The sequence below is a fragment of the Methylobacterium symbioticum genome, from assembly GCF_902141845.1.
Taxonomy (GTDB): domain Bacteria; phylum Pseudomonadota; class Alphaproteobacteria; order Rhizobiales; family Beijerinckiaceae; genus Methylobacterium; species Methylobacterium symbioticum.
In genome coordinates this window covers 1-13,065 of the sequence record NZ_CABFPH010000038.1, presented here as the reverse complement: position 1 = coordinate 13,065, position 13,065 = coordinate 1, and the positions used below count along the sequence as shown (strand labels likewise).

Genomic DNA, 13,065 nt, shown 5'->3' with positions numbered 1-13,065 from the left:
GTGCGCCCATGGCCTCTTTGACCGACCTGCTGCAGCAGGGGACCGCGCACGCTTGGCTGTTCGTGCCGAGCGCGATCCTGCTCGGTGCCCTGCACGGCCTGGAGCCCGGCCATTCCAAGACGATGATGGCGGCCTTCATCATCGCGGTCCGGGGCACGGTCACCCAAGCGGTCCTGCTCGGGCTGGCCGCCACGCTCTCGCACACGGCCGTCGTGTGGGCCATCGCGTTGGGCGGGCAATATCTCGGGCAGGAGTGGGGCGGCGAGGCGAGCGAGCCGTACCTCCAGTTGGCGTCCGCCGTCGTCATCGTCGGCATCGCGTTCTGGATGGCCTGGCGGACTTGGCGCGAGCAGCACCACGACCATCATCACCATGATGAGCACCGGCACGTGGTCACGCGGGACGGCCTGCTGATGCTGGAGGTGTTCGACGACGGCGTGCCGCCCCGCTGGCGCATCCGCTCCGAGGGCGGGCCGCTGCCCGCCCCTGGCGCTGTGACGGTCGAGACGGTCCGACCGGAGGGGGCCGTGCAATCGTTCGGGTTCGCCCTACGCGACGGCTACCTGGAGAGCCTGGACGAGATCCCTGAGCCGCACGCCTTCACCGCGCGCGTTCGCCTCGACGGCACGGCGGGCCCGGAGATGTACGAGGTCGCGTTCGAGGAGCAGGACCACTCGAACCTGGGCGACGAGGACGATGCCCATGCCCGCGCACATGCCGACGACATCCGCCGCCGTTTCGCGGGCCGAACGGTGACCACGGGGCAGATCGTGCTGTTCGGCCTGACGGGCGGCCTGATCCCGTGCCCGGCAGCCATCACGGTTCTGCTGTTGTGCATCCAGCTCAAGCAATTCAGCCTCGGCTTTGCGCTGGTCGTCTGCTTCAGCGTCGGCTTGGCGCTCACGATGGTCTCGGCCGGGGTGCTTGCGGCGCTCGGCGTGCGGCACATAGCGACCCGCTGGTCCGGCTTCAGCAGCTTCGCTCGGAAAGCGCCCTACGCCTCCGCGGCCCTGATCGTACTGGTCGGCCTCTATACCGGCTGGCTCGGTTGGCAGAGCCTCCACCACAACGCCGCGGCGCATGCAGCCGGTGCCGTCGTGTCGTTCCGTTCATCGTAGGGCCGGCCGTGACGAACCTGATGGTCGTCCGTGGCGGCCGGCTACACGGCGACCGATCCTGTGCTCGCCAGCCCGAGTCGCTGAACGACTCTATGCCCTAGAGGCAGAACGCCTCGACACGCCGACGCTTTCCACAGGCTCTCACCGCGGGGATGAATGAGATTTCGGCGCACGCCAACCCGCTGTGAGCGAATACATTCTTCAGGCTGGGTGTAAATGGCGGAGACGGAGGGAATTTCCGAAGGAGTGGCGTAATCCATTGTCCTGCATACAAGTCGCTGCTTCCGCTGGACTTTCGGGACAGGCCGCGGGACATATCGGGGACAAATCGACGTTCGCAGGTGGTTCCCGTGCCCCGAAAGCCCGACCCGAAAAACGGCTATCTGGAGCTGCACGACGGCTACTACCGGGTCACCATGGGCGTTCCGGTCAAGCTTCGCCCCCTGCTCGGCTACCGCCTCAAGCAGGCGCTCGGGACCAAGTCGTTGCTTTCCGCCAACGTGCTCAAGCGGCCGATCGTCAAGGAATTCAAGGCCCGGATAGACAAGGCCTGGACGACGCTCGGCGATCAGCCGCGCTCCGAACAGGCGGAGGCCCTGAAATGGGCAGGGATTATATCGGATGCTCGACAAAGGAACGATCCGGATCTCGACGCCATCCTCGCGGCAGTGAAGCTGCGTACGTATGAAATCAGGCTCGACGGTGCGACGACGCGCTATGTCGATGTCGACGATGGAGAGTCGTTAGAGCAACACGAGGAAGCCGTGCCGCATGAGGATGCGCTCCGGCGTTCGGCGGACTTCGCAGCCGTCGCTCTCGCGACGGCGACACCCATTGCCGCCCACCATGCGGACTTCATCAAGCGCACCAAGATCAAGGAGCGGTCGCTCAAGGACGATACCCGGGCATTGCAAATCCTGCTTAAGTGGTGCGTCGAGCGCGGTATCGAGCCTTACTTGGAGCGGATCACAACCAAGGTAGCCGTTCGTTTCGTGGACGAGATCGAAGATTACACGGGCCTTGGATGGGCCTCGTGCACCAAGTATATCGGCAGATTGAGGGCCTACTGGAAGCATTTGGTCAAGAGGACGCCGATCGAGACGAATGTTTGGGTCGGCCTGAGCCTGAACAAACCGACGACGGAGCCGGACGAGGAGGAACGGCCTTTCACGGAGGCCGAAGTGCAGCGCCTCTTCATGGGCACGTCCGACCGGGCCATGCTCGACGTCATGCTCGTGGCGGCCCTGACAGGCGCTCGGCTCGATGCGGTGATCGATCTGCGGGTCGGCGAGTGCATCGACGGGTGGTTCACCTTCAAGCCGCAGAAGAAGGAGAAGACATTCCGAGACGTGCCGATACACCCGGATCTGCGCGAGGTCGTCGTCCGGCGTGCGGAAGGAAAGAGCTTCGACGAGGATCTGTTTCCCGAATGGCCCGGCCCCAGGGCGAAGGGATCGGTCCGGGAGCGATCTTCGTACTTCTCGAAGCGGTTCACCAAGTACCGTCGGGACCTGGGCGTCGACGACGTGGTCGAGGGCAGGCGCCGCTCGCTCGTCAATTTCCATTCCTTCCGACGCTGGTTCATCACCAAAGCGGAGCGGGCGGGCGTCGACGGCGACCTGCTCGCGGCGATCGTCGGCCATAAGCGCTCCGGCCTTACCCTGGGCCGCTACAGCGCGGGGCCGGAGATGAAGGCGGCGAAGATCGCGGTCGCGAAGGTCAGGTTGCCGCCGCTGGACGGCAGTCCCGTCGTCGAGGCGCGGCCGCTGATGCCGCGACGGCGCAGGATCGCGCCGCCATGACGGCCCGCGGATGGTCCGGCGACCGATGTGCCGGATGCCGCACTGGCTCGCACGCGGAGCGGCCGGCGAGCGCCGCGAGACGCAGAGCCGCGTCGCGACGGCAACAACTTGTAGCTGGTAAGAAGACGGCCGCTACGGTCTACTGCCGTTCCTGGTGCGTCGACGGAGAACGGCACCTCGCATTCACCTCGGCCGGCTTCTTGTCCGAACTCCCGGCGCATGACCTTGGGCCGGAGGCAGAGCCAAGAACCTGCAACGGCATACGGATGCTGCCCTTACGTGACGAGGCCGCCCTCGATCTCATTGTCAGCGCTCCCGTGGCGGTGGGACCGGGCGCCGGACGGACCACGATCCGTAAGCCTTCGGAGTCCGTCGCCGCGGGATGGTCTCGGCTTTCGTGGATCGGTCCGCTGCCATCGAATCCGAGTTCGCCGAGCCCATGAGCTGCCGCTACGCGCCATTCTCGCGAAGCGGAGCCATGCTCGCCTATGTCGAACGGGGATCGCCCGAGGTGTTCCAGGGCAATGTGGAGACCGCGCTGGGAGCGCCTCTCCACCGATACGAGCCGTTCGCGTGCCGCCACCACCGCATTTCCGATCATGGCAGGCAGGTACCTGCGGGCAGGGCCTTCCCGGCCGACTTTCAATGCCACCATTTGGCGATGACGTTCCCCTGAACCGCCCCCGTCCCGCAGCGAGGTGCGTTTTCGCAAGGTCCGTCAAAGGGATGATCGTAGGCCGACCCGCGTCCATCTGCGCGGGAACCCGCTTTCGCCGCTCTTGACACCGATCCCTCCGACCCCGGACTGAGTCGGCAGCCGGGGTCCTCGCGTCGATTGTCGCCGACCGCGGCTCCCCGGCCGTGGGCGCGGGGTCCCTCTACGTCCGAGCATAGCATACCGGCGGCGTCGATACCCGCGCAGCCAAGGCCAGCCCTGTCCGCCCTCCTGCCTCCAGCAGGCTCGTCGACCTAACCTCGAGCTTTCGCGGGGTCTTGGTTCGGTCCGATCGACCGATCCTTCCGGATGCCCCATGCATCTTCGTCATCGATCTCGGCTGCGTGCTCCGGCGCATCTACGACCGCGAACGCGTCCGCGCGACGCATCCTAGAAGCGCTGCCGTGCAGTCTCCGCTGTCGTCGCGCTCGAGTCGCCGGCTGGAATGCCGCGGGTCCGACGCCGCAGTCAGAAGATGACCGCCCGCCTGATCGGGTGGGTGCTGTCGAAGGTGTTCTCGAACAGCTTCAGAAGTTCACGCGTGAAATGATGGCCTTCGTTCTTGAGCTCTCGGAAGATCGCGTCGTCTCGTTGTTCGCGTCTCAAGCCCTTCAGATGCTCGCGGATTTCGGGGCGCTCGAACTTGTCCAGAAAGTAATTGTAGCTCGCCATGACGCCGGCAAGCCGCTCCTTGCCGCAGATCTGCTCCATTCGATCAATAACGGGCATCTCAAAATACTCGGCAAGAAGTCCGACTTTGCCGTCCCGAGTTCTGTCCGCGGCCATGGCGACGCTGAACAGGCCGCTTGCGTAGAGAAGTTTCCGCGAAAAGACGAGCTTTATGTTGCGGATGCCCCAGGGTTTTGGCTTCGTCGTTTCGACCGTCTTGAACTCGTAGTCGGTCGCCATCGTGCGGTAGTAGCGGATCACGTCGTTCAGAAGGAACAGCGCGAGTTGATGGTCCGTCATTTGGTCCGAAATGTAGCGCTCGAGGATCTCGCGCCGAACCTTTCGTAGCTCGTCCGCATTGAAGAGGGCCTCGCCCTCGAGCAGAAAGAGCATGCGTCGGGTTATGTTGTGGTTCGTGTCGTGCTCGCCGCCGATGTTCAGCAGGAGCGAGGAACGGTTCACCACGTCCCCGAAGGCTCCGCCGGCCGATGGTTCGACGGGCACGATACCGGACAGAGCGTGATGCACGCTCCCGATCCATGAAAGATCTGCTTTGACCGTCTCGGGGTCGTCGAAGTTCGTGTTCGTCTGCGTGATCACGAAGAAGTCGAGGTCCGAGGCTTCGGACGCTTCGCGACGTGCGTAGGAGCCGCAGGTCAGAACGACGTCCGTTGAGGGCGGTATGCCTGCCAGACTTCCACGAAGTTCGCTTAGCTTCTGGTTCGAAAATTCGCAACTACGCTGATATGCCGTCTTCATCGAATAGATCTCGGATGACATTCGTTGGTTGTGATCGGTGATCGTCTCCGATTTTCAAGATCTGATCTGTCTTGTTTTGCTTGTATCGGCAACGATCCTGACGCAGGAAGAAGTCGGCCTCTTCGTCGATGAAGAAACTTCGCCGTCTGAACGCGATGGAGCGTCCGACCCGGTCGGCAGCCTCGTCTCTGAAATCCCGGCGCACGAGCAGCTCCCGCAGACCGGGCATCTTCCTGAACGCTGCGGCCTCGTCGGTGAAGTAGTCGTCCCGGGTGAAGCTGGCGATATGGTCTCGCATGCTCTGCTGACATGCCGCATCGGCGAGAACGCCGAGTTCGGCGTTGATCAGTTGCGCATATACCAGATGCTTGAAGCTCCAAAAGGCATCGACGAGTTGCCGATCGACGTCGTCGGCGCGCCGGACGGCGGCGCGCACGACCGCTTGAGGGTCTGGAGTGGCGACGCTGCTCCTCACGTAGGAGTGCGTGCGCAAGATGCCTTCGATGGTGTCGAAGTTGATTGGCCCTGCGAAGAAGCCGTCGAAACGGTCGTCCTCGCCTCCGATCAGCGCGACGAGACGATCGGCATCCACGTCGTGCTGGCGGATGAGGTCGGAGATTTCGCGGCCGATGGCGGCGCGGCCGTATATGATTTCCTCGGTCGCCTTGTGATGGCCAAGTCCGAAATGCTCGACGAAGACGGGTTCTAGAGAATGCGAAAGCGGCGCATGACCGATGTCGTGCAGAAGCGCCGCCGCGCAGGACAGTCTTCGTTCATCGGGAGTGAGATCACGCAGATCCGCGTGGAGCGCCGCGAGGTAGGCGACGCCGACGCTATGTTCGTAGCGCGAGTACCGCGTTCGACTGCCGTTGGGCGATCGGACGAGCACGTAGTCGATCCCGCCCAGGAAGCGGACACCCTTCAGTCGCCTGAACGCCCGGCTCGCCATGATGCCGTCGACAAGGGCATCCCCGAACTGCGCGCCGTCGGCATCCAAGGGGCTCGCAAAGTCGTATCTGGCCTTGCTGCTCGACACCGATTCGCCCGTCGACCTCGCCACGGTCCCGAAACGGACCCATGATCACGCTTCTACGCCGGCGTGCGCTCAAAGCCCATGCCTTTCGGTCCGGAGCGCCGGACCGCCGCAGACCTCATGGGAACTGGTCGCGAGGCGAGCCAGTGGCACGACGAACGACGCGCTGGATGTCTGGCTGTCCGATGCCGGCGCAGCACCTGCTTGACGGTATTGGGCAGTCCCAGCCCGTCCAGATCGCATCGGAACGGCATCGTTTTCCTCCAGCCCCCATCGAAGCCGGCGTGGCGTCGTCCGGGATTGAGGTTCGAGGATTCAGCACTACGGCCTGCATCCGCCACCTTACCGAAGGCCTGCGGCGGTGGCCGAGCTGCAACCCGAAGCGTGTTTCGTGCCCGTATCGCGATCCATGCGCCGTGGCGACTGCCAGGGCGTGCGGCAACGGCGGGCAGCGTCGGGGAATTGCGACCGAGGGCTGGCCATGCGGTGTGCTCAGGCACTGCACTGGGTGCGCGTCGACAGGCTGTGTTGCGCGGGCCCTGCGCCGCGAACGGAGATCGAGGTAGTCGGCAAGGCGTCTCGTCGCCAACCGGTCGTCCATGTCTTCGAATGCCGGTCGCAGCGCCAGAGCCGCCGCTGATGGTCCCCGCTCCGGAGGATCACGATATCCGCCAGTCCTCGACGCCGCGCCGAACCCAGCAGCACGTGGCGTGGGCGGATCGTGGATCCTTCGCATGCGGTTTCCTCTCCCCCGGCCGACCGGTGGGCCCGGCGCAGGCGGCCGCGATCCGTCGCGTGCACGGGGCCGCCCGGGCTCCAGGCCCACCGCCAGGTGACAGCGCCTTCGCTGCGACGTTGCCTCCACCCGCCAACGCATCGATGCCGCCATGCCTGCGAGCGTGGCCAGGATCGATCCCGCTCGTTGTCGATTGTCAGAAATTGCGATATGGGTTTCTGACAGGAGACCGGCATGAAGCCTCTGTCCCACAGCGTGCGCGCCGCCCTCAGGCGGAAGCGCGAAGGCTCGGTCATCACCGCCGAGAGCCTCTCGAAGCTCGGAACGCGATCCGCGATCGACCAGACGCTGTCACGACTGGCCGCCAAGGGCGAGATCATGCGGATCGCCCGCGGCGCCTACGTCGTGCCGCGAAAAGGCGAGTTCGGATCCTTTCCACCTTCGGCCGAGCGGGTCGTACGTTCCATGGCGAAGCGCATGCGCAAGCCGATCGTTCCTGACGGAGGGGTTGCCGCCAATCGGTTCGGTCTGACGACGCAGCAACCGATCCGGAGGGTCTACCTCACCTCCGGCCGATCGAGTTCGCTCGCGCTCGGATCCAACCCGGTCGAGCTACGGCATGTACCGAAATGGCAGACCGTCCTACCCGGCGAGCCCGCCGGCGAGGCCGTCCGCGCCATGGCGTATCTCGGCAAGGAACAGGCGAAGGAGGCGGCATCGCGCCTCAAGGAGCGGCTCGAGCCGTCCCAATGGGAGAAGCTCAACAGGATCGCGCCGAAACTGCCCAAGTGGGTCGGGTCGGCCATAGCGGAAGTCGAACTGCGTGGGTGAACAGTTCCTGCGGATGAGTTCCGCCCGGAAGCGCGACGCTCTCGGCGCAGCCTCGGAACTTCTGGGACGACCAGCGGACATCCTCCAGAAGGACGTCATGGTCGTCTGGGCGCTCTCGGCCATCTACGGCAGCGGTCACGGCGCACACCTTTCCTTCAAAGGCGGAACTTCGCTTTCGAAGGTGTACGGCGTGATCGACCGCTTCTCCGAGGACGTGGACCTCACCTACGACATCAGACGGTTCCTGCCGGACTTCGACATCACGCCGGATGGGATTCCGCCGTCCAAGAGCCAGGGTCGGAAGTGGACGGAGGAAGTTCGCGACAAGCTTCCTGCTTGGATCCAGGACGAACTGGTGCCCTTGTTCTCGGCTGCCGCCGAGCGGGATGGAATCGAGATCCGGTGCCGACAGGAGGGCAAGGAAAAGCTGTTCCTCGAGTATGAGCCCGTGGTCGAGGGCAGTTCATATGTCCCTCAAGCCGTCATGTTGGAGTTCGGGGCGCGGTCGACCGGAGAGCCCACCGAGACGGCGAACGTGACCTGCGACGCCGCGAGCGCGATTGCCGGCCTCGACTTCCCAACGGCTCAGGTGAGAGCGATGACCATCGGACGAACCTTCTGGGAGAAGGCCACGGCTGCGCATGTCTACTCCATCCAAGAAAGCCTGAAGGGCGACCGCTTCTCGCGCCACTGGCACGACCTTCACTGCATCGCAGGCTCGGAGCGCATCGATAGAATCGTCGCCGATCGAGATCTGGCGAGAAAGGTGGCGACACATAAAAGCTTCTTCTTCGCCGAGAAGGACGGGAACGGAGGCTGGGTCGACTACACAGCTGCGGTTTCCGGGGGACTGCGGCTCGTTCCTGTCGGCGAGCCTCTCGGCAAGCTGGCCGAAGACTACGCCCGCATGGCCGAAGCAGGCATGACGTCCCGCAAGGCTCCGTCTTTCGACACGGTCATGGAGACATGTGCCGACCTGGAGAAGGCAATCAACGCCTAGCCAAGCGAACACTCGACGGTCCGGCCCCGGCCGGGACGCCGAACCCCTTGCCGAGTCCGCGGCAAGCCATCTCTCCGAGGACCTGACACGAGGGGCAGGCCCTCTCTGCCCTCGTGCGGAGCCGCCGCGCCGTCCGCCGCCAGCGGCGTTCCGGCCCGCCTGCCCACACCTTGCGCCGTAACGGCCCGGTCCCGCAGGTCCGCGGGGTGCGGACTGTGGACCTGTGTGATCGACCGCTGCGGAAGCGCCTCCAGGCTACGGTCTTCAGGTTCCGCGAAGCCGTTGCGCGGCAGCCCTCCCGGATTGCTTCCGGACGCGCCACGTCCACGGATCAGACGGCCGGATATAGCCGATTGCGCAGCGTCGGCGCCTGCGTCCTCGACCGGCAGTCCGCGGCCCCGCTCCCGAGCATCACCTGCAAGACCGAGATCGCATCGCCTGTCGACCGGAACGAATGTGACTTAAAGTCCGTCGCCTTATCGTCCACAGCCGCGCTCGATGCGCGCGTGAAACGAACCCACCCAGGCACTCTCCGGGAGATCCTCGCAACGAACGTGCGGCGGATCCGGGCCGAGAAAGGTCTCAGCCAGGACGCGCTCGCGGACCTCTGCGAGATCGACCGCACCTACATCAGCGGTATCGAGCGCGGACTGAGGAATCTCTCGATCGACACCCTGGAACGGCTGGCCCGAGGGTTGCGGCTCGAGCCTTGGCAACTCATACGGCGACCGGACGCCGACCGCTGACCCTTGTCCGCAGGTGCGCGGAACGGCCCGATCCGCAGCGAACTGGCGCGAGATCCCCATCGGCCTTCGCGTTCGCATCGATCAGACTGATCTCGCCGTCCGCATTGCAAGCGAACCTTATCCCTCCCGCCTGGAGCGCTGCCAGTACCGCTCGAACGTTGCGTTGCCGGGTCCGACATCCACCCGTCTCGAGCATGGCGATCGTCCGACGCACGACACGGGCTTTCCGGGCGAGTTCGTCCTGGGTCCAGTCCAAGAGCACGCGCGCGGCGCGGAAGTGGCGCGCCCTCAAAAAATCCAAGACTTCGCTTGCATCTGCGACCAATGTGCACTACCGTCTACAAGTGCAGTCAGGAAATCGGCACAGTCGCGCCTGCGCCGAAAACTGACCTTGATGGCCGGCGGGATCGGATCGCCATCCGATACCTTCAAGATCGGCTGCATACGCGGTTTCGTCAAGCGAGATGAGCCGCGCCGTTCCTTCATGAAGGAACGCGCACGTCCGGCATGACTTCGTGCGGCGTAGCGGAACCCATCCGATCGACACACGCAGATGCGCGGTCGCCGCACGGCGGCCGAGATCGACGGCGTTCGCATGTCTGTGCATCGCTCCTTTCCGCGTCGACGCGGCGCGATCCCGTCCCCCTTCCGCCGGCGGACGTGGCGCGGCGGGATCAACGCGAGGCGCCTCGGCTGCGAGGCATCGGTACTCGCAACGGTCCACGGCGCGATCCGTCTCGGGCTCGACCGGGATCTCTGCACCCAGCTCGCGCGGGCCGGTCTCGAACAGGACGCGGTCACCGCGGTCCTCTTTCGCGGATCGGGCCGGGAGTACGGCGTGATCCTTCCGACCCATCGCACCTGGAGGCACTCGCGGCTGCGCGGCCTCGCGTTCTCGGTCGGCCGCCGTGCTTCGGCGGCCGGCCGACTTGTGCTCGTCGTTCCGCCGGTCGAAGTGCAAAGGCAGCCGCGGCTCGCGAACGCCCACCGCATTTTCGATGGGAAGGTGGTTCCGGCCTGCGGGGACGCGGACGCGGTGAAGCGCTGCATCGAGGAGCATGGCGGCGAGGCTCCGCTCGCGTCCTGCGAAGCCTCGCTCGCCGGTCAGTTGGCGAGGGAACGCGTCTTCGGCCTCGCGTTCGGAGGGCATCTCGAGATCGATCTCGCGACCGAGTTCACGGACCGCAGCGCCGTTCGACTCAGGCAGCCCTGCTGGACGTTCGACTGGGATGCGCTCGGTTGGGCGGTCATCCCGATGCCGTCGTCCGATCCCTCCGCGCGGTCGGAAGCTGCGGCTGCGGAAGCCCGTCCGCACTAGCAGGCGGCAGGATGCCGTCCGCGACGGATCATCCGCCTCCGTCCCCCGCCAACATCGTCATTGGAGCCCACGCCATGGTCGGCAGCGGCATCGTCGTCGAGTTCCCCACCGGTCGTCCGTTCGGCTGCCGACCGCTCGGCAGGTCGAGGAACAGGAGCGTCGTCGGCATCGTGCGGAGCCTCTGCGGCCGCCGCGTCCGTACGGGCGCGGATCCGGATGCACCGCTCCCGATCAAGCTGAGCGAGCTCGCGGGCCTCGCCGACGAGACCGTCGGGCGGCTCGCCGCACTCGCCCACGAGGGCGTCATCACCGCCGCGTCGGCGGCGAGGCTCGCCATTCGGCACGCGGACGAATGTAGCGATCCGCGGCCTCGCCGCGAATCGGAAGCGGGCAGGTCAGCGAAGTATGAGCTGACGCTCTTGGGCGATCCGTTCGGGCGTTTCGCATTCCGCTTCCGTGGGCGGACGGGCTGGGTTCTGTGCGCCCCTTCGACCGGCATCGACTTCCTTGCGGAACTCCGCATCCACGAACGGGTCCAGGCATGCCTGTTGATCGGTTGCGGAACCGGAGGAAGGACCGCCGTCCGCATTCTGACTTCCGCGGATTGGAGCCGACGCCTTCTCGGCGTTGGAATCGGGCGCAGCGGCAGCGGCCACGTCCTGCTTCTCGGCGGACTCCCGCTCCGGGGGGCCGGGCGGTCCCATGCTCTGACCACGATCGAACAGGCCGTGCGTCGGGGCGGCAACACCGAGTTGGTTCTATCGCGTCTGAAGATGGACGCCGGTTCCGGACGCCCGGGTCCGGTCCCGGATTCCGCCCGCGAGGTGTTGACGCTGATCGAGTTGGTCTTTCCCGGTCTGGTCGAGGCTCCCGCCGCGGAGGGAGGATCTTCGCGATGAGCTCGGAGAAGCGCAGCCGTGCACGGCTGGAGGAACGCCGGACCGGCACGGGCCGTCCGAGCGGGACGGAGATCGTTCGGGATCTGCTCGGCCGCCTTTCCATGCGGCATGCGTCGGAAGACGAACTTGCCGCATTCTGCGACGATCCGGTTCTCTGCGATGCGGAAGTCGTCGGTGCGGCCGTCCTGTTCGGGTTCGGCCTCGCGTCGCGCCCCGATCTTCTCCGAAGGATCGAGAGCGGCGCGCCGATCGTGGTCGTCGAAGTCCCGCGTGCGGACTGGATCGACCCGATGGCGAAGGCATTCGACGCCTGCTTCGCATCGTCGCCGCCGTCGAAAGGGTACTGGCGCAAGGACCGTCCGGTGATCGGAAGCGGGGCGGGACCGATCGTGGTGACCCCCGGTTCCGGAAGCAACCATCCCGGTGCCAGGGGCGACACCCGCACGGCGCAGGCCTTCCGCGAGCACCGTCCCCTGATCGGCGTCGCGACGCCGGCGCGTGCGGAACTGCCGAGCGATCTGCTGCGGGCCTGCGAGGAACGGCTCGTCGTCGTCGGCTTCGATCCGGAAGCGGTGGAACTCCTCGTCGAGCACGTGGTCGGCTCCACTCCGGGCAGACGCATTGCGGCGGACGTCGCGTCCGCGATCGAACCCGCGGACATCCGGATCGCAATTCATCCTGCCCGCGGTGCCGATGGGGCTCTCGACCGGCTCGAAGCGGTCGTACAGGCACGCGTACTGCATCGCCGGGCTGCGGACGGGCCTCGTCTGGCGGATCTCGCAGGCTACGGCCAAGCCGCCGAATGGGGCTTGGCTGCGGCTTCGGATCTATCGGCCTACGCGAAGAGCGCGGTGCCATGGTCGGCCTGCGAGACGGCAGCTCTCCTGGTCGGCCTGCCCGGCACGGGAAAGACGTCGTTCGCCCATGCGCTCGCCCGCCAAGCGGGAGTTCCTCTGATCGCCGGCTCGCTCGCCCAGTGGCAGTCAGCCGGCGAAGGCCATCTTGGAACGACGCTTCGGGCGATGCGTCATTTCTTCGACGCAGCCAGCAAAGCCGCTCCATGCGTCGCCCTGATCGACGAGCTCGACTCCTTCGGCGACCGACGGCGTTTCGCCGGTCACAACCGAGAATACTCCGTCCAGGTGGTGAACGGCCTTCTGGAGTGTCTCGACGAAGGCGGCCGTGCCGGGGTCCTTCTGGTCGGAACCACGAACGATCGCGATCGGATCGATCCGGCGATCCTCCGATCGGGCCGTTTCGACCGATGCATCGCGATCTCCCTCCCCTCGCGCTCCGACCTCGCCGCGATCCTGCGCCACCACCTCGGCCCGGATCTCGCCGGCGCCGACTTGGACGAAGCGGCCGGCCGCGCCGTCGGCGGCACCGGGGCCGACTGCGCCGCCTGGGTGCGCCGCGCCCGCAGCCGGGCCCGACGCGCG

Annotated in this window: 11 protein-coding genes; 8 read left to right on the top strand and 3 right to left on the bottom strand. The window is 65.9% G+C overall.

Annotated features, from left to right (window positions below; translation table 11 throughout):
• The first annotated feature begins 8 nt into the window (after positions 1-8).
• Positions 9-1,118, top strand: a complete 1,110-nt coding sequence (locus MET9862_RS14345) for a nickel/cobalt efflux transporter (RefSeq protein ID WP_142583622.1) — start codon at positions 9-11, stop codon at positions 1,116-1,118.
• Between the two features lie 350 nt (positions 1,119-1,468).
• Complete coding sequence (locus tag MET9862_RS14340) at positions 1,469-2,920, top strand: site-specific integrase (RefSeq protein ID WP_142583621.1); 1,452 nt, start codon at positions 1,469-1,471, stop codon at positions 2,918-2,920.
• 1,183 nt (positions 2,921-4,103) lie between these two features.
• On the opposite strand, the gene MET9862_RS14330 is transcribed toward MET9862_RS14340, so the two are convergent.
• Positions 4,104-5,063: a hypothetical protein gene (locus MET9862_RS14330; protein WP_142583619.1), complete on the bottom strand. Its 960-nt coding sequence runs from the start codon at positions 5,061-5,063 to the stop codon at positions 4,104-4,106.
• On the bottom strand, positions 5,041-6,099 hold the full coding sequence (locus MET9862_RS14325; protein ID WP_142583618.1) for an HD domain-containing protein: 1,059 nt from the start codon (positions 6,097-6,099) through the stop codon (positions 5,041-5,043). Before MET9862_RS14325 ends, MET9862_RS14330 begins: the two co-directional genes overlap by 23 nt.
• A gap of 967 nt (positions 6,100-7,066) precedes the next feature.
• On the opposite strand from MET9862_RS14325, the gene MET9862_RS14320 reads away from it, so the two are divergent.
• The 3 genes from MET9862_RS14320 (at position 7,067) to MET9862_RS30585 (ending at position 9,409) form a co-directional block, all read left to right on the top strand.
• Positions 7,067-7,663 carry a DUF6088 family protein gene (locus tag MET9862_RS14320; protein ID WP_142583617.1) on the top strand — a complete coding sequence of 199 codons (597 nt, stop codon included), beginning with the start codon at positions 7,067-7,069 and terminating at the stop codon, positions 7,661-7,663.
• Complete coding sequence (locus MET9862_RS14315; protein WP_142583616.1) at positions 7,656-8,663, top strand: nucleotidyl transferase AbiEii/AbiGii toxin family protein; 1,008 nt, start codon at positions 7,656-7,658, stop codon at positions 8,661-8,663. Before MET9862_RS14320 ends, MET9862_RS14315 begins: the two co-directional genes overlap by 8 nt.
• A 353-nt stretch (positions 8,664-9,016) precedes the next feature.
• Entirely contained in the window at positions 9,017-9,409 is a 393-nt protein-coding gene (locus MET9862_RS30585) for a helix-turn-helix domain-containing protein (protein WP_306438903.1), read from the top strand.
• Here the strand turns inward: MET9862_RS30585 and MET9862_RS30640 are convergent.
• Positions 9,381-9,671: a hypothetical protein gene (locus MET9862_RS30640; RefSeq protein WP_353890179.1), complete on the bottom strand. Its 291-nt coding sequence runs from the start codon at positions 9,669-9,671 to the stop codon at positions 9,381-9,383. The genes MET9862_RS30585 and MET9862_RS30640 overlap by 29 nt on opposite strands.
• A gap of 291 nt (positions 9,672-9,962) precedes the next feature.
• On the opposite strand from MET9862_RS30640, the gene MET9862_RS14300 reads away from it, so the two are divergent.
• The 3 genes from MET9862_RS14300 to MET9862_RS14290 all read left to right on the top strand — a co-directional run.
• Positions 9,963-10,727, top strand: coding sequence for a hypothetical protein (locus MET9862_RS14300; protein WP_142583614.1), 765 nt, complete (start codon positions 9,963-9,965; stop codon positions 10,725-10,727).
• Positions 10,728-10,801: 74 nt separating this feature from the next.
• The gene (locus tag MET9862_RS14295) at positions 10,802-11,626 is read left to right on the top strand and encodes a hypothetical protein (protein ID WP_142583613.1); all 825 of its coding nucleotides are present in this window, start codon (positions 10,802-10,804) and stop codon (positions 11,624-11,626) included.
• The coding region (locus tag MET9862_RS14290; RefSeq protein WP_142583612.1) for an AAA family ATPase at positions 11,623-13,065 on the top strand (1,443 nt) is incomplete at its 3' end. The genes MET9862_RS14295 and MET9862_RS14290, both read left to right, overlap by 4 nt.

Excerpts from the sequence above, each read along its gene's own strand:
- MET9862_RS14345 (WP_142583622.1), top strand. The coding sequence starts at position 9 with ATGGCCTCTTTGACCGACCTGCTGCAGCAGGGGACCGCGCACGCTTGG.
- MET9862_RS14330 (WP_142583619.1), bottom strand. The coding sequence starts at position 5,063 with ATGAAGACGGCATATCAGCGTAGTTGCGAATTTTCGAACCAGAAGCTA.
- MET9862_RS14300 (WP_142583614.1), top strand. The coding sequence starts at position 9,963 with ATGCGCGGTCGCCGCACGGCGGCCGAGATCGACGGCGTTCGCATGTCT.
- MET9862_RS14295 (WP_142583613.1), top strand. The coding sequence starts at position 10,802 with ATGGTCGGCAGCGGCATCGTCGTCGAGTTCCCCACCGGTCGTCCGTTC.
- MET9862_RS14320 (WP_142583617.1), top strand. The coding sequence starts at position 7,067 with ATGAAGCCTCTGTCCCACAGCGTGCGCGCCGCCCTCAGGCGGAAGCGC.